At 44.0% G+C, this 18,106-nt stretch carries 7 protein-coding genes; all 7 read right to left on the bottom strand.

The features are described 5' to 3' along the window. Nucleotides 1-16: 16 nt before the first annotated feature. A complete protein-coding gene (locus EZ444_RS08675; protein ID WP_131608344.1) occupies nt 17-1,396 on the bottom strand; it encodes a PAS domain S-box protein in 1,380 nt (459 codons plus the stop codon). Next, nucleotides 1,377-3,935 carry a hypothetical protein gene (locus tag EZ444_RS08680; RefSeq protein WP_131608345.1) on the bottom strand — a complete coding sequence of 853 codons (2,559 nt, stop codon included), beginning with the start codon at nt 3,933-3,935 and terminating at the stop codon, nt 1,377-1,379. Before EZ444_RS08680 ends, EZ444_RS08675 begins: the two co-directional genes overlap by 20 nt. Nucleotides 3,936-3,969: 34 nt before the next feature. Beyond that, entirely contained in the window at nt 3,970-4,488 is a 519-nt protein-coding gene (locus EZ444_RS08685; protein ID WP_165503565.1) for a DUF4402 domain-containing protein, read from the bottom strand. 14 nt (nt 4,489-4,502) lie between these two features. After that, nucleotides 4,503-15,050 (bottom strand): beta strand repeat-containing protein, encoded by a 10,548-nt coding sequence (locus EZ444_RS08690; RefSeq protein WP_131608347.1) that lies wholly within the window; start codon nt 15,048-15,050, stop codon nt 4,503-4,505. 42 nt (nt 15,051-15,092) lie between these two features. Then, the gene (locus EZ444_RS08695; RefSeq protein ID WP_131608348.1) at nt 15,093-15,947 is read right to left on the bottom strand and encodes a fimbrial biogenesis chaperone; all 855 of its coding nucleotides are present in this window, start codon (nt 15,945-15,947) and stop codon (nt 15,093-15,095) included. A gap of 61 nt (nt 15,948-16,008) precedes the next feature. Continuing rightward, complete coding sequence (locus EZ444_RS08700; protein ID WP_131608349.1) at nt 16,009-16,518, bottom strand: DUF4402 domain-containing protein; 510 nt, start codon at nt 16,516-16,518, stop codon at nt 16,009-16,011. 336 nt (nt 16,519-16,854) lie between these two features. After that, a complete protein-coding gene (porV, locus tag EZ444_RS08705) occupies nt 16,855-18,054 on the bottom strand; it encodes a type IX secretion system outer membrane channel protein PorV (protein WP_225874677.1) in 1,200 nt (399 codons plus the stop codon). Between the last annotated feature and the right edge of the window lie 52 nt (nt 18,055-18,106).

Genomic DNA, 18,106 nt, shown 5'->3' on the forward strand with positions numbered 1-18,106 from the left:
TTTAGAGGAAACGGCCTCATGATAAATGATGGTGTGTTTTTTTTATAATATCTTTCAATACCATATCCAGCTCTTCTGAGGATGCCTTCAAATGTGGGATCAGCTCTTTTACACTCATTAAATCGATATCATGCAAATTGATTAAAGAAACAAGTCCCAGTATTTTTGACAGGGGGCTTCGGATTTTATGAGACTGAATCCATGATATTTCCCGCAAACGCGAGTTTTGTTCTTCGATCGCCCTAATACGACTAACCCGTGCTGTGATATCCTGCATGGACCCTATCATTCTTATTGGCTGGCCCAACTGATCAAACAGGATAAAGGCCCTGTCCTGAACAAACTTATAGGATCCATCCGCACAACGGAACCTGTAATCAATTTTTATCCTCTGTTTTTTGTTCTTAATCAGAAAATCTACCTCTTTAATCACATCTTCCAGATCTTCTGGGTGAACATGGCTCCTCCACCACTCTTCGGTACTGGAAGTCTTTTTATGACCAAATATCCCTGCGATTCCACGATTCCAGATCATCTCTCCGGTAAGGATATTCCAGTCCCATATCGCATCACTCGTTGCCTTCGATACAATGTTAAAGCGTTCAATACTTTCCTCCATCGCCTGTTTGGCCCGCATCTCCGCTGTGCGGTCAATAATCATCACCAGCCGAGCACTTTTACCTTCAAACAAAACGTTGTTTCCTTCTACACATACGTAGATCATATCACCATTCTTTTTTATATGCCGTACGATACTTTTATCAAACAAACCGATGCTATCTTCCTTAGTAAGGATATCAAAAAGGCAGTCCATATCTTCCTCCGGCCGTACATCCAGAATTGTCATTTCCATAAATTCGGCCCTGTTATATCCATAATGCTGGATCGCTGCCTCGTTTATATTCAGAAACTGCAGGCTGTTCAGATCATACACCCATTGGGGTACAGGACTTAAGTTAAATAGCTCAATATATTTTTGCTTTTCCTTCTCCAGTTTAATTACTGAATTTCTTCTTTCTGTGATGTCTTTAAAATAAATAGATAACCCGGTTCCTGATGGATAGACGGCAACTTCTATCCATATTTGATGTGGCGGAAAAAACTCCTCAAAATGCACGGCTATATTATTATCCATAGCCCGGTGGTATTCCGTATAAAATTTTAAAGGAATAGCGTCATGGTATACCTCCCATAAATTCTGGCCAATAATCTTGTGCCTGGGCATCAATAATAATTTTTCTGCTTCTTTGTTCCAATAGGTCACGGTCCACTCACTGTCCACCTCAAAAAAGGCATCGGTAAAACTCTCCAGGATATTGGCTATTCGCTTTTGATAATTTAGTAATTGTTGCTCAGAACTTAAATCGTTAAGTTTTTTATTTTGGTGCTCGCTCATAGGTAGTGGATTGCGTTATATTAAATAAGAGGTTATTGACCAGTGTACCATCTACACTACGTAAAATGGTAAAACCTATTGATCCGGGTGTAGCAATTAGATTCAACTTTTCCAATTGACCCTGATCAATTTTAGCAGAATATTTTCCCGGAAAAAAGCCCAGGTAAGAAAAATAACCATCTGCTTCCGAAACGGTTTGCGCGATTTTTACGAATCGCTCGTTGTAAAAATTAATTGTTACCCCACCCTGACCTTTGTCTTCTCCTTGTTCCTTTAAAATAACTCTGCCCGACGCTTCCCCATATACCACAACAGGAATGGCTATATTCTTCACATAGTTAGGGTCGATAACAACGTTGTAATTCTTTTTAGGAAGTTTCCATGCCAACCGATCAAATCCGGAGGAATCCAGCTCAAGATTATAATTTGTATAAGCTTCGAGGTCAGTAATGCGGATAGTAGTGTCGCGGATGGATTGTGATATGCGACCGCCATTTATCCTTATTTTCAAGCCCTGAACCCGCGGTTCAGTCTTGTCTTGTCGGTTATTGCCATTCAGGTCCAGATAAGGAATTAACAATATCGCACCCTGGCCAATACTGGAATGGTTATTGAAATTTGTAAAGCCGGTTTTCCCGTCATGTATCAAACTGCCGCTTACAGCCTGAAGCAGTCTGACTTCGTCATTGCTCTTTCTTACAGATAGTCGGGTTAGTGCAAAGGAGAAATCATAACGCAAGCTGAGTTCAATATTGTTGACATCACTATTGAAATTCCGCTCATAAGATGCATTTATATAGCCATTCTTGAATACCCGTTTTTCAATTTCTGTTTTTATAGCCATAAAACTTTTGTCAACATAATTAAATTGTGCCTGCTGTGTAATCAATAGTGTTTTTAGCCTGGTCGACAAAGAAAAATTACTGAACACATCAGCATTTGTTCCTTTCAGAAAATATGAGTAGGTACTTACACTTCCATTATAGTTCCCCAAGGAAGCAGATAACATCCATTCAGCAGTCGTATATTTTGTATTTGGGAGCAGGATCTGCTGAAATGTTAACCTTGTATAGGCTGAAAAACTACGGCCTCGAATTGGAAAGGAAAGGATTGCTTTTCTGTCTTCCTCAAAAGTATTGTTAATGGCCGTTTGCCCCTTTTTGTACCAGGTGCTGTTTAGTTCCAGCTGTAAACCTGATGGCAGATTGTAACTTAATACAGCTTTAGATCGTACATTATGATCGTACTCTCCGGATGCCAGCAAATTGGGCAGCAGACGTACAGAAGTATTGATGAAAGGGATTTTAGTGCCTGAAGTTATAGAAGAAAGATACTCAATACCGCCGCCGACAGTCACATTTCGACTAATTCCGTAATTACTACTAAAACGGGCAAAACGGGTACGCTTTGTATCCTCCACCATGCCCGTGCTGGCAAAGTACTCAAATTCATTTTTCGGCAAAAAATTGAAAGGTATATTAATATTCTGTTCCGTTGAACGTTCCTCTCCATAGGGACCATAAAAGCGCAATTTTATCACTGTATTTCCATATACAAGCGGCACATTAAAAGTGTAAAAACCTGAGGCATCTGCTTTCACATAATTGATCAGGACTCCGTTAACATACAGTTCAACTGTCCAGTTTGGTTCTGTATTGTTACTTAAAGTATAGGTCCCGAACGAGCGCCTGTAAGTAGTAGCTGCGTTGGTCACCTGGATACCGATAATTGGCGCGTAAATAGAAGCGATAGATCGCCCCTGGATTTTCCCCGCAAGGAACTGTTTCGCAAAAGAACGATTATTGTCTACATATCGCCATAAATAATATTGCTGGCGCGGATTTAATTTTTCATTGTTATGATAATTGAGCACAACATTCGTCTCGCCCCCGGCAAGCATCCCCCCAAGGCCAAGGCTAACCCTCGCGTCCTTTGGTGTATTCTTATTTCCAGCAGAAGTGATGACCGCGTAGTCAGCTGCTCCGAAGTAAAACAAAGGATAATTCCGTCCGATGATAGTATCTGCCTTAAATTCCCCCTTTAACCGGCTTAAATTATTACGCATTTGCTCCAGGCGTAGCTCACGAAGTACAGGTAGCTCCAGATCTGTACTGAGCACAACAGACAAGTTGCGAAAATTGAAGGTACAATTCAATCCAAAGATTTCACCGAAGTAATCCGTCCGCAGGTATAGCTCAGTCGCTGTTCTAATCAGATCACCATCTTTAAGCGGATACACTTTATCACGGTAAATAATCTTGTTTTTGGCCAGATCGATAAAAAACTTAGCTTCCGGGTCAATGAATGTTCCGGACACCGAGTCCGGGTTGCCCGAGATGATATTGAGCTTCAAAAAGGTAAAAATATTTATAACCGGAAGATAAGCGGTTTCACCTTTGATCAACGCCGGGATTTCAGCTGCGCCAACACGCTGTACTTTTAAAAAGATAGATAGTTCTTCATACTCAGGATCTATTTGTGCCTGGGAAATTTGCACATTGAACATACAAAGACCGGTCATTAAGATCATATTTGCCATAAAGCTCCGCATCATTCTTCTAGTCCGTTCCAGGTTAAGGTTGAATAAAAGTCACTGAAAAAGTGCCGCTATAATTGCCAGGCGGATTTGTTAGTGGATTGGTTAAGGTTAAGGTGCCGCCAATCCTGATCTGTGTACGGCCCGGAGAAGTTGCCGTAGCAATAAAAGGACTTCCCGGGTCGGCATTTCCGATGTGAAGATTAATACTTCCCCCATTGCTCCCAGAGAGGGTGACATCCGGTCCGTTTACAATAGTTATGAGCGTCCCCGGCTCTGCGTCAACCTCAAAAATCGCCGGGGAAAAGGAGAAACCCTGACTTGCCTGGATCACACTTCCTGTAGTTGATCGGGAACCATCGGGGTAAATGATCACTGTTCCGCCCGAGCTTCCCTGGTAAAAGGCACCAAAAATAAGTCCTTGTGCTGGGTTAATATAAACCACTACTGGCCGCGGTGGGTTCTCTGGAGCCAATGACAATGCTCTGTTTTTTAGTTGTGCACATACCGAAAATCCACTAAATAAGGCTGCTAGTAAACATATATATCTTTTCATCTTCTTCATTTAAATCATCTGCTACTGATTAATATCTTTTTGCTATGTGTGCCTCTTGGTGTTATAAAACTTACCACGTAGACCACATCTGGGGCCAGTCCGGTAAGCGGGTATTCCCCATTTCCTTCAATTTGTCTTCGCGAAATGACCTGCCCCATGATGTTGCTGATGATCAACTGTCCCCGCTGTGCTGTTAGCAATCTAATCTTTACATACATCGTTCCACCAGATCCATATATGGTATAAATATCCCCATCTGTTTCGTTGGCCCCATTTTTGGCCGTGCAGCGTAAAGAAAACCGGTTTTCAATCGTTCCTTTCTTCAAGGATACTGTGTAAATCGGGTTCCGCTGTAAATCTTGATTAGCGCCTGTTACCGCATCTGTGAGGTAAAGATTTAGGTTAGCCGGCCAATTTTCGAGATTTCTAAGGTTAAATGTAATATTGCCGTCTTTCTCTATCTTTATTCCAAGAGGTATTACTGTGCTTGTATCGAGTTCCGACAGCGCATTGATCACTAATTTGGAGGTGCTTTCAGCTATTGTGTATAAATTTGGAAGTTCTCCATTGTCATTCATCAGCTTAACTGCTTCCAGTTGCTTGTCGAAGCCCTGGGTTGCCTGTCCGTTTGTGTAAACCACAATCGGGTCTGAAGATTGTGCGTGATCTGAAAAATTAGCACTAAACCTGAGCAGCATACGTGGGCTTGAATTCACATTCCTTGCTGTGCTCATGATAGATTTATGAAAAACAGGCGCAAGGTCATTCACTCTTACACTATTATTCATAGCCAGTGTTGAGGTTACGGGATAGGTACCGTCGCTTACATGAACAAAAAAGCCTTGCATAGAGGCGATAACCGGAGCAGCTATGCCATCGCTGGAAATACCATTGACATAAGTACTATAGCCTCCAGTGTATTGACTCACACTTCCTGAGTTAAAGAAATATACCGCATTGTCTATGTTTGTCCTGGTCCATCCACTCGAAGCATCCCAGTTGATTGGTGAAGGGTAAGGGTTTCCGACCAGGTTAAATCCTTTCGTATACAATTGATTATGATTGTATAAAGTAGTGCTTAATGCCCCATTACTTACTGTACCAGCCATGTTCACTGTTTTTGACGAAGTTGATGACCCGAAATCTGCTGCATATCCCTGTAATGGCACCAATGGATTTGAAGGATTGGTGTAAGAAGTAAATCCGCTGCTTACCTTATCCTCTATGTAATTATAAAAGTTGGGAAAGGAGGCATTTAGGTCAACTGTTGCCGCAAAGCTATTTACCGTTGCGTTCTGAAAAGGCGCACTGAAATACTTATATCCGAAGCCGGCGGCAAGGTACCTTTGCATGGTTACACTACCAGTTACACTACCGATACCACTTCCGTCAATCAGGGCGGTTTTAGTCGTCGTTGATGCCAGCTTAAGGTAGCCCGCTGAATTAAACTGCCCAGTACTTACCAGAAGAATATCCGTAAGGTCCAATGAACCGCCTAAAGTTACTCCAGCAGTATTGTTAATCGTTAAGTTCCTGATCCGGTTTCCAGTAAAAGCAGCTCCCGCTATATTTTGCGCAGCTGAACCGTTCATTTCAATCGTTCCGTCACTCACGATAAAACTTCCGTTGTTGCTGATGCTCCCGCCTATTTTTAAGGTCTGGCTGTTGATGTCCAGTGTACCGGCGGTAATAGTCACATTGTTCTTAACGATAAGGTCGGAAGACATAAGTGGAACGGTTACATTGCTGCTGGCAAGACTTAAATTATAAATAGGATTGGTTGAGTTGATATCCATGGTCTGTGCCGCGGCTGTTGAAGCATTCCCCATTTGTAGCGTTCCGCCGATAAAGCCGGTTCCGGTGGTGCTAAGGTTTCTGTACCCTAGGTTTTGGCCGGCACTTCCGCCCGCATTTTGAATCACGATGGTTCCCCCAGACATGCCAAATGTAGCGCCCGGTCCATCCATGTTAAAGGGGGCGATACCTGCTGTGGTACTTCCCAAAGTATTTATGGTCATTGTTCCGCCTTGTACATCAAGTGTCCAGGCTTCACTGGGATTACTAATTGCTGATGCCAGGTTAAAATTTCCGCCGGCAATTACAAAATGCGCTGTGCTCTTAGGTAATACATAATTGTTTGCTGTGCTACCCATATTTAATGCACCACCTGTAACTTTAACAAGTCCGGCAACCGTCCAGTTCATGTCAGGTGAAATAATGATTCCTGCGTTTACCCATAAACCGGCAGTAGCAGGTATTAAAAAATTATCTGTTGCAATGTCGGCTGTAAAAGGACTAAGGCTTACCGTTGAACTGTTGAGCTGGAATGAACCGTTACGGAGGGTCAGAAATCCATCTGGGGCAGAGAAATTAGCGGCTGTTACCTCAAGGTAATTGGTATTTAAGGTACCCATGTCCGTAGTGATGCTGTTAAAACTTGTTGTGGTACCTGCTCCTGTTATGGTTTGAACTCCATTTTTATTAAATGTAGTATTACCTGAACTGTTTGCGTCAGGTCTTAGGTTCAGTGTTCCGTTGTTTGTTACATCTCCACTTATTGTTAACAGGTGCGTCGCATCAGAAATGGTGGCCACATTTAGTGTCGCTCCGCTAGCTATTGTTATACCTCCGTCTACAGTAATTTTTTGTACTGTTGTATTCGTTCCGATGCTGACAGTTCCCGACGTTATACTAAGATTGTTGTTAATTGTCGCATCCAAAAGGCTAACTATGCCACCGGAATTTGCTGCATCAAGATTGTAATATGGAATTGTTGTTACAGTTTGATCTGTCGGACCGTTATAACTGATTGTGGAAGCGTTTGCTGCTGTATTTGTTGTAGCGCTTCCTGTAACAGCTAAAGTGCCTGCAATTCCTGTTGTACCAGTATTAAATGTCTTTAACCCTGCATTACTTAAGGTAAGCTGGTTATAATTAAACGCCGGGATAGTTTGTGGTTCGCTGCCATTAAAATTAACCGTGCTTCCCGTTATGGTATAAGTATTGGTGCCTGGGCTAAATGTATTTGCAATGCCAATGGTGCCAGTACCTGCAAGTGTACGGCTTCCTGTTGAGCTGCTGGTCAGGTTATAGTAATTGTATGCCGGAATTGTCTGGGCAGTACCGCCGATAAATCCTACTGTACCATTGCTTACATCAACTGTTCCGGATACTGATGGAAAGGCAGCCGCGGTATTAAATGTTCCGGAATTGAGGCTGAAATCTCCGGATACTGTTAAAGCGTTTCCTGCATTTGTAGTCAATATAAGTCCGGTATTGCTGAGCAATAAATTCTTTGTAACCGCAACTACGTTAATGTTTATCGTATTTGCCCCAGTTAATTCCACATTATCAGTAGCGGTAGGTACGCCATCCACGTTCCAGTTCGCCGCATCGCCCCAATTGCTTGTTCCTGCACCGCCATCCCAGGTCTTAATAAAAATGCTCATTTCCCCAATTTGGAATTCAGCAAATTCTGTAAGCCCTGTGGCCTGTATCGTCGTAGATGCTGGAGTTCCGACCATTGGATAAGTCCAGGAGCCACGGGCAAATGCGCTAAACCCGCTAAATCCACCAACAATAAAGGCGCTGGTTGCTACGCCTGCGTCCAGGTCTGCAGCTACAAAATTAAAAGTTACATTATAGGTGGTAAATGCGATTCCGCTATTTTCCAGGGTCCAGAACCGGTTCACGCTTTTGCTTGCATTGATGGTGGAACCGCTGATTTCAGGATGGTCGCCTGAGGTAGTTGAAGCGATCAAATCACCTGCAGTAGTCACACTTGCAAAAGTAAGGGAAACAGGCGTATAACTTATGGTATCACCAATCTCAAAGGTTTTTGTGGTAGGTCCGGTAGCTATGTTTTTCTGCAGCCGGCCATTTATCCAGCCCGTATTCTGAGCGGCACCGGTAATGTTACCTGTAGAAGATTGAGTAAGTACATTGCTGCCGGTCTGAATGTTCCCTGCTGTAAAGTTCAGCGTCCCGTTTACGCCGACATCCGATAAAAGCTGTACTGAGCCGGCAGTTTTGCTGACCGTTAAATTATTGAAGGGAGAAATGCTGTAAATATTCTGTACAGCAGCTCCATTCATGGTAAAGGTAGAAGTATTGCGGTTCAAAGTGCCGTTGTTGGAGATATTACCCGCAATTAAATGAGCATAGCTCCCCGCATTCAGGATGGCCCCGCTATTTATAGTAAGATTATTGGTGATCGTCCATGCGGAGGAAGGTGTGATCCCGGCGGTATTGGTATTGGAAATTACAACATTACGAAATGAGGTAGGGCTACCCGCCAGGGTCGTTGCGCCAGCACCGCCAAAAACTACCGTACCTGTGCTTGAGAAAATACTGCCCATGTTTATAGTGGCAGCTGTTGTTGGAATAAAGTTTAAGGTGCCGCTGCTGGTTATCGTGCCATTATTTGTCAGTGCCCCCAATAAATTATGCGTAGGGTTTCCTCCGGTAAATGAGACACCACTTCCCACCGTGAGCGCGTATAATATAGTCCATCCAACACTCGGGTTTACACCACCAGTGTTATTGATGTTCAAAAAGCCAAATTGAGGAGCAGACGTCGAATTTAAAACCGGTGATACGGTACCGTTAAAATTCACGGTTAGCGCAACCGTGTTCACTGCATTGATCAGGCTTAGCGTCTGCACCACATTTCCGGTAAATGTAGTACTGCCTAAATTGTATAAAATACCACTATTGATGAGGTCGCCGTTCATCGTAATATGGAGGGTTGATCCTCCGTATAAAGCTCCGGTACTCGTAATGTTCAGTAAAGTGTTAAAAGTCGCATCATTTACAATGGTATAGCTTCCTGTAACGGTGGCCTTATGGAAGGTGTTATTTCCTGTTATGTTTTTAGTGGCGCCTGCAAAAAGGACTGTGCTTGCAGATGGGATGTAAGTTCCGCTATTGATCCAGTTGCCATTCACCGTAAGGGTATTGGAGCCGCCATCAAATGTAGCGCCCGTTTCAATGGTCAGATCACCATTAACAGTAATCGGCGTATAGAGTATTTTCAGTCCGGTATCCCTGAAGGTTAAATTTCCGTACACCACACCCGGTAAAAGCAGGTGCTGCGTGCCAGTACCATTGAAAATCACGGTGCTAAGCGGACCTAAAGCGTAATTGGCAAATTTATTAGGTGCATTATCTGCCGCAATAATTAAGGTACCTGCATCTGCGATGATAGCTGTGCCACCGACCACAGTCCTGTTAAAAAAGAAGGATTTGATGTCCAGTGTTCCCGATGTTCCGGTAAGATTCCCTTTTAAGGTCACATCCCCGGTAAGGACAGCGATAGTGCCTACCGGTTTATTTATTTCCAGATTATTGAAGGTAGATGCTGTGATGGTCTGTGTTCCGCCGCCATTAAAAACTGTTTTTGTTCCGGCATCATTATAAGTACCACTGTTCGCCCAGTTGCCTCCGATGTATAAAATGCTGTTATTGTGGAGTGTTGCCCCGGATGAAATGCTCACATTTCCTATAATCGTAGTCGCTGAAAAATTATCCAGTTCCCCGGCGGTTACCGTTAGGTTACCGCCAATACTGAGGGTGTTGTTGATTTCCGCCGCAGCTGCACTTTTGTTAATGGTCAGGTTGTTATAGCTTACCGCACCAATGACCTGGTTGGTTATGCCACTGTAAGTAACAGTTCCCGTGCCGGGGGTAAAGGTTCCGTTCACATAATTATGGTTTACAGAGATGATCAGGTTTCCTGTCCCGCTAAAAACAACATTTGCGCCGCCCGACTGGGTAAGGGAGCCGCCCAGGGTTACGGTTCCTGTACCAATGTTCAGATTGATGGCATGGCCACTTGTTCCGTCGCTCAGGGATAAGTTTCCGTTTACGATGAGGGATTGATTACCGGCGTTGATGGTATGTGTTACATTACTGCTCCAGGTTCCATAGATATCGCCTGAAGTAAGTGAGCCCCCGCTCGCCATAGAAAGGGTTACCGCTTGTGCACTTCCAAAATTTATATTCTTAACATTTACCGTACTGCTAATGGTTGGCTGATTACTGAAAGTTATGGTGCCTAAATTTACAATATCCGTAGCCGATGGCGGTGTTGATGCCGAGCCCTGAACGGTTGTCCAATTGGCGGCGGTATTCCAGTTTGTACTTACGCTGCCGTTCCATTGCACTACATTTGAATTGTCGGAAAGGGTCCAGCGATTGGTAATATCTGGTACGAGCGTTTGCTCCACGTAATTGGCTGTCGCATCATTGGCTGTTTTACCAGAAGCCATCCATGAAGTTCCATTGTAGTGCCATAATCCCATAGTGGACTCATTGCTGCCGTTGAGCTCGGTGTCTTCATAATGCAGGCGGAGCGTAGCGCTGGTATAGGTGCCCGATGAAACGGTAATGGTGTAGAACCTGCTGATCGAGCCACCAAAGGGGAAATCACCCAGGGGGCCAACAACAACGGATACGGTTACACTGTTGATGCCTGAAGGCCCGGAGAAAGTGACCAGATTGTTAGGTCCTTCAAAAGCATAGGCTACACCTGTTGTAAAAACATGGTTTCGCTGAATATTACCCAGTATAATTCCGTTGCCAGTCCTGGTGCCGGTTATGGTAAGGGTATTTGATCCACTAAGCAGGGTGCCCAGTGTCATGTTCACCGTCGCCGCAGTTATATTACTTTGCAGGATTACACCAGTAGTCGCTGTGGTATTGTTTACAGTGAGGATATTAAAAGTTGTGGCCCCGGTAATATTAGAGGGTTGATTTCCAAGGAACTGTATCGTACTTGTACCTGCAGTAAAAGTCCCTGAATTATTCCAGTTGCTGTAAATGGAATGAGTAAAGGCGCCAGGTATAAATGTGGTACTGGTACCGATGGTAAGGCTGTTATTTATCGTTAAAGCGCCGATAGCGGTTTTGTTGTTTCCGTTAGAAAGGCTAAGATTGTTATAGGTAATGGCATTGATGTTCTGAGCTGCGCTACTGTTAAAATTTACGGTATTGGGCGCCGAAGAACTGACATCCAGTATGCCCGAAGTGATGGTCAGGGCACTTGCGATCCCCAGCGTTGAACTGGCTGATAATTGCAATGAAGTGCCATTAATCGTTGTATTGAAAAGATTGGCGGTTCCGCTTAATGTAGCTGTCCCGGTAAATGTTGCCGTTCCAGCTGTCGCAGATAAACTGCCATTGACCGAAAGGCTGGAAGAGATCGTAAAATTAGCCGTCGAAGTAATGGTGCCGGCTACAGAAAGTATCCCGAAACTCATTGTACCTGCGCCAGAAATTGTCTTTGAAGTTCCGCTCATGGTAGTAGCGCCAGTACTTGTTGTAAAGCTTCCACTTACTGATAAATTGCCGGTAATAACCAAGGCCTCAGTCGTGCTTACTGTGCCGCTGATCGTTAGGTTATCAGGTGAAATCCCTGTTCCACTAATGGTTTTGCTTGTGCCGGTCATTAGGACGGTTCCGCCGGAAAGCTGGCTGAAAGATCCGGAGCCTGTAGTCGCAAGGTTTCCTGTTAAGCTAATACTGCCTGCCGAAAAGCTAATTAATGAAGCCGCAATAGTAAGGTTATTAAAATTCTGCGTGCCCGCCCCACTTACCGTCCTGCCCGGTCCGGTAAACGTAAGGCTGCCGGTGTTACCATTAAATGTTCCATTATTTACCCAGTTCCCACCAATGCTGTGTGAAAAGCTACTGCCGTTAAATGTAGTGGAAGCGCCAATAGATACATTTCCGTTGACGGTAATTATTGCTGCGGCAGTAAAAGAAACAGAGGTGCCGGCCGCTAAATTGCTGTTCAGGTTCCCGAGTACGGTTAGTGCTGTTGCTGGAAATGTTTTTACGGCTGCGCCGCCTGAACTGCTTAGCGTAAGATTTCCATACAATTGATTCGCCACAGTTTGGGCGGTTCCTGAATATTCTACCGTACTGGCTACCACCAAAGTATTGGCGGTAAAATTAACCGGGTAAGTATTTGTACCCCCTATTTTTAAAGTTGCATTATTGGCTACCATCAGTGTACCCCCTGCGGTTGCCCTGTTGGCGGTAAAAGTACTTAGATCAAACGCTCCGCTGTTTACAGAAAGGTTACCACTTATACTGATGTTTGTATTTAGGGTAACTGTGCTAGCTGTATTTGCGATGACAAGGTTATTAAAGGTGGTGCTGAATGTGCCTGCAATGACCTGTGCTGTTGTGTTGTTGAAAGTTACAGTTGCTGTCCCTGCTGTAAATGCGGTGGTTGAAACATTATTTGTCCAGTTTCCTTTAATGGTCAGGTTAAAGTTGTTCGCATTTAATGTGCCTGCGGTAAGCAGCAGGTTGTTATTTACGGTAATTGCTGCGGGTAAAAGCAGACCATTGCTGTTATTCAGCGTTAGATTAAAAAAGGAAGCGATCCCGGAGAAGGTTTGTTGTGCGCCGGTACCATTAAAATTGACCGTTCCCGTGTTCGTAAATGTGCCGTTGTTGGTCAGCGTGCCGGCAACATTAAGTGTGCCTGTACCAGTCAAGGTTACGCTCGCCCCTGTGTTAATGGTTAGGTTTTTAGTGCTTACACTGGTGCTGATATTCGGCATTCTCGTTGCGTTGGCGGCGATGATTACATCTGTGGATGAACCTGGAACAACCCCGTCGCACCAGTTTCCGGCGGTTGCCCAGTCTGTGCTTAGGTTGCCAGTCCACTGCCCTGTGTTACCTGTTGAGGTAACACTGACATACGCTACTGAGGCTACCGCACAGCCGGCTACTGTGGCTTGTACAGTATAAATACCTGCATAGGCGGCCGAAAAGGTTAAACCAGGGTTTTGTAAGGACGAAGTAAAGCCATTTGGGCCAGTCCAGGAATAGGTGGCCCCGGCCACTGTTGTAGCGGTAAGGTTAAGTGTTGTCCCTGCGCAAACGGGTGAATTACTTCCGGCGCCATCCGGCGAATTATATAAAATGCCTACTTCTGTGGAAGACAACTCTTTGTGGTATATTACCGCATCGTCGAGTGTACCCTGGAAATAATAGCTGGAAGGTTCGTTTGGCCAGGTGGATAAATCCGAATACCCGAGGCGCCAGTAGCCGGTGGTCGTTTCGGCGGTGGTCACCGTAGCATCACTGGCCACAAGAACCCCGTCTACATATAATTTTAAACCTCCGGTACCCAGCGTGCTTGTGGCCATGTGCCAGTTTCCGTCATTGTATGAAGCTGTGGTACTGAGGTACTTTTTCACGGCGCCCGGTGCAACGGCAAGGTATAAAGTACCGGCGCTGGTCATGTAAATGAAACGGTCCCTGCTTCCATTTCCACCTGTTTGGAGGCTTGAAAAACCGATTAATGCTCCGCCAATTGTAGTTGTGGTTTTGAACCAGGTGGAGGTGCTCAATGGCCCGGGGTTTACATAAACATTCGCTGTTGATATATAATTGCTTGTTCCGTTAAAAGTATAGGCTTTGCCGGCAATGTCGAAACGGTCGGCGGATTGCGCCGGTGTTCCACCCTGGAAAGTTCCGGGATTGTTACCTGTAACATCATTTGCATTTCCTTCTAACTTGTAATAAGCAATGAGACTACTGGAAGGAAGTTGCGAAATTGCCGGGCCTGTGCATGACAAAGTCTGGCTGCCACTAAGTGCGGTACTCATTCCTCCTTCTGTAATGGCATAGACTTTCCAATAATAAGTGGTGCCTGACGTAAGGCCGGATTGAATTGAAGATGTGGCTGCCGCGGCAGTCTGGCTAATAAAAGTGTAGTTTATACCATCCGTTGAGCGATAAATCGCAAAGCCCCTTTCATTTGAAGAGAGATCGGCCCAGTTTAAGGTCATCGCTGTATTTCCAATCGCTGAAAAGCTAAGTGTAGACGGGGCAATTGGGATTGGCGCGGTAAAGGTATATGTTCTGCCAGTTACTCTTTTTGTGGTAACGCTGGCCTCAGTTGTAGAACTTACGCTGGTACCTGCATTATTTACAGACAGGAAATTTCCTGATCCTGTTGCGGTGGCGGTAATCCCTATAGAGCCAGAGGGAGAAGCGACCGCAGTGGCATCAGAACGGTAAACAAATTCTACTTTGCCACTTGTTTCATATAGATTTACCTTGAAGGAGCATACTGCACCCGAAGACAGGTAATACCATTTTACATTGAGGTATTGCAAGGTGAATACGCGGTTGCCCACTGCCCCGGTAGTTTTATACGTGACGTTGCTGGTCACTACAACATCCAGGTCATCCCACAGTGGTGCGATAACTGGTCGGGGCGATCCTGCGGTAGACAGACTATTGGTGTACACGTAATCTGTAGGGACACTGCCCATTGAAATCCAGCCGTTGGTACTGGCGGAAATACTGGTGTATCTGGCTCCCATATACCAGAAGTCAAATCCGATTGGTATCAGCGTTGACAAACCATCATCTGTAGATCCTGTCCAGCTCGTCGCACTCGCGCCCGATAAAGCAGTGAAAGTAGCGGTCGTGCCAGTAAAGGTATAATTGGTAACAGATTGAGCAGACAGTTGAAAGCTGAGAAAAATAACTGCAAGACAAGAGGTTATACCCCTGCTAAGTATATTTTTTTTCATTTATTTGAGCGGTTAAATTGCCCTTGTGTGCCTCGGATCTCTTTAAAATAATTTAAGCGAGGATTCCGTAATTATGACCGGCTTCGAATCAGATGAGGTTGTGTATAAGATCTGTAGCTTCCCTTTGCGATAATCAACGCCCGGAGATTTCTCAAGCTTAAATGTAAAGCGCCGTATTTTAATCGGTGTATAGATCGCAAACCCTTTTGCCAGTCCGACGGATGTAATTTTTCCCTGATCGGATATATGATTCACCTTAATGTCTCCATACGCGGAAGCGTTACCTGTTCGATTAAAGGTTAGGCTTAACGAAGGGTAATTCTGGACATTCAGGGTAAACTCAGATTTTGAAATACTGACTGTAGCAGGTGATATACCTACTCTGATGATCACCGGAATGGCAATGCCAAAAGTTGGTACCAAGTGCACGGTCATGGTTTTTGCAAACTTTGCTTCTGGCTTTTGGTCAAGGAGTTTTTCCTTGGCCACCGCTCTAAAATAGAGATGTGACCTGTACTCACCGGGTTTTAGTTCGCCAGTATTGATGACCTGAACTTTTATGGTCTGTGCCTCATTAGGCCCAAGGACCACGCTCCGCGGAAAGAACCTGAAGTGCTTATCTGCGAAATACTGTCCGGAGTCTGGTGTGGTGACGAGTTCAAAATTGCCGTTTTCCAGCATTCGGTATTGAATGACTGAGACCAGATACTTTGCGCTATCTGCCCCACTATTAGCAATATTGAGTTCCTGTGTTCTTTTTTTTGTGTCTTCAAAAACTACCCTTCGCGGCATAATGACCAGGTTTCCCTGGGCCATTATGCCGGGTAGATAGATAAGTTGTGCCACTATGGTCAAGACAAATGCCATGAGCATAGAGATTCCAGTCTTATTAATCATAAGATGATTTCAATAGGTATGATGAACGGTTGATGAGACCGTATACTAAGAAAGTAGAATTCTAATTATAGTTTACAGTTACGGTGAATGGAGTTGCTGATGTATATGATCCTTCTGCTTGTGAAGCGACTAAGTTTAGGGTCGCGCCAATACTGATCGTTTGTGTGCCACCTGCCAACAAGCCTTCTGCACTCAATGGGGTACTTGTGAAAGCATTTACAGTCATATTATCTGTACCGCTTGTAATGACTACTGATGTAGGCAGGGTAATGGTGTAGGTATATGCCCCCGATCCTGTGACAGTAAAGGTAGCTGCGCTAACAGAACCGTCATCTGCAGGTAGGGTTACACCGCCTGAAAAGCCGCGTGAGCCATCTGGTGATAAGGTAACTGTACCGACAGCCCCATTTGTAGCGACATTTCCAAAGTCCATATCGTCTACTTTCGCGATACTGATTGGGGTAACAATTGTTGCTGAAGCATCGGCTTCGGCTGAGGCTTGGGCAAATCCGGAAGATGTAAAGCAAAATACGGAAAAAGTAATGCCAGTAGCAATGATTAATCTTTTCATAATGGGGATGATTAAGTGAATGATTATATTACAATTATATAGTTTAAAGAAAATGGAAATATCTCTAAAAGAATCGGTGCGGTTACTGGAACGCTCTAAACTATTTGGTAATGAAACAAAGGTAACTAAAAAATAACGACATTTCTATAAAATCATGTATTTATCATCTGCTTGAACAAAATAAAAATTTTTATTCTTTTTATTTAAGCTAATAAAATTTTATAAAAACCAATAAAGACGTATTTTATTTTTAATTTAAAAATATGATTCGGTTATTAACCCCCAACACTTAACTTTTAGTTAAATAGATTCTACGATTGTCGTGCAATTATTCTTTTATTTGCGGACAGGACTAAAGATTAAGGTGAATCTTAGTGTATTGGCAAGCGGATTATTTTGGGATCCTGCAATCATATAAGCCAGATCAAGCACAAATGGACGGTATTTGAAGCCTAAACCTACTGTAAAATATCGGCGGTCTCCTTTTTCAGGGTTTTCATATGAATAGCCGCCACGCAGGGCAATTTTTTTATCATAGGTATATTCCAGACCGGTTCCAATACTTAACTCTTTCAATTCTTCACTCCCTCCACCCGGGGCATCGCTAAAAGAACTGAAAATCCCCGTCGGAACGGATACATCTGGATCATGTCCACTTATAATTTTGCCGTCGCTGTCATAAACCGGCTGGCTGGGAACCAGTAGTTTGTTTAGGTCTAGCGCAAAAGTAAACTGATTTAGGTCATTAAAAATAAAAGTGGATGCAGCACCGAACCTGATATTTGCGGGCAGGAAGAACTTATTACCCGCATCATTGTAGCCGATCTTTGTTCCAATATTGGAGATATTTAAACCAAATGCCAGCAGTGCATCGGTTCCAAAAAGGACGGTAGGCTTCCTGACATAGGCTGAAGCATCCATTGCAACAGCATTTCCGGCATAACCTGTGCCACCGGAAGAAAGCTGCCCCGACACCAAGTCAGATCTGATGTACCTTAATGCAGTTCCGAGAGAAAACGACTCACCAAATTTTCTCGCATAAGTAACATCAAACGCAAATTCATTTGGGCTATAGGTACCTAAATCCTGCCTATTGGCATCAAAAAGCTGCACCTCGCCCAGTGATAAATATCTTAAAGACGTTCCTACTGTATTTCTTTCATCAATTTTATAATAGGCACTAAGAAAGGCGAGATTGATGCCTGCTTTTAAATTGCTTAGCCAGGGAGAATAGGATACGGACATGCCATAAGGCTGTTCCATATAAGCCAATTTTGAGGGGTTAATTGCTGACGCATTCTGATCTGGCAACGTTGCCGCACCGACATCTCCCATCGCACCTGTCCTCGCGTCAGGTACAATAAGTAAGAAGGGGACACCTGTAATAATATTTGTCCTCGAGCTTCCGTTCGTTTGAACGGTCTGAGCTTTTAATTGTAAGCAGCACAAGACTAAAAGAACACCAGTGGTGGCAAAAACGAATAGGAAGATTGGTGTATTCATGCTGAAAACATTGACTTTCAGTTTGCTATACATAATACTAACCTAGTTATAAATTGGCTGTTAATTGTCACACCACAGTCTTCAT

It is taken from the genome of Pedobacter hiemivivus (assembly GCF_004331685.1).
In the GTDB taxonomy this organism is placed as follows: domain Bacteria; phylum Bacteroidota; class Bacteroidia; order Sphingobacteriales; family Sphingobacteriaceae; genus Pedobacter; species Pedobacter hiemivivus.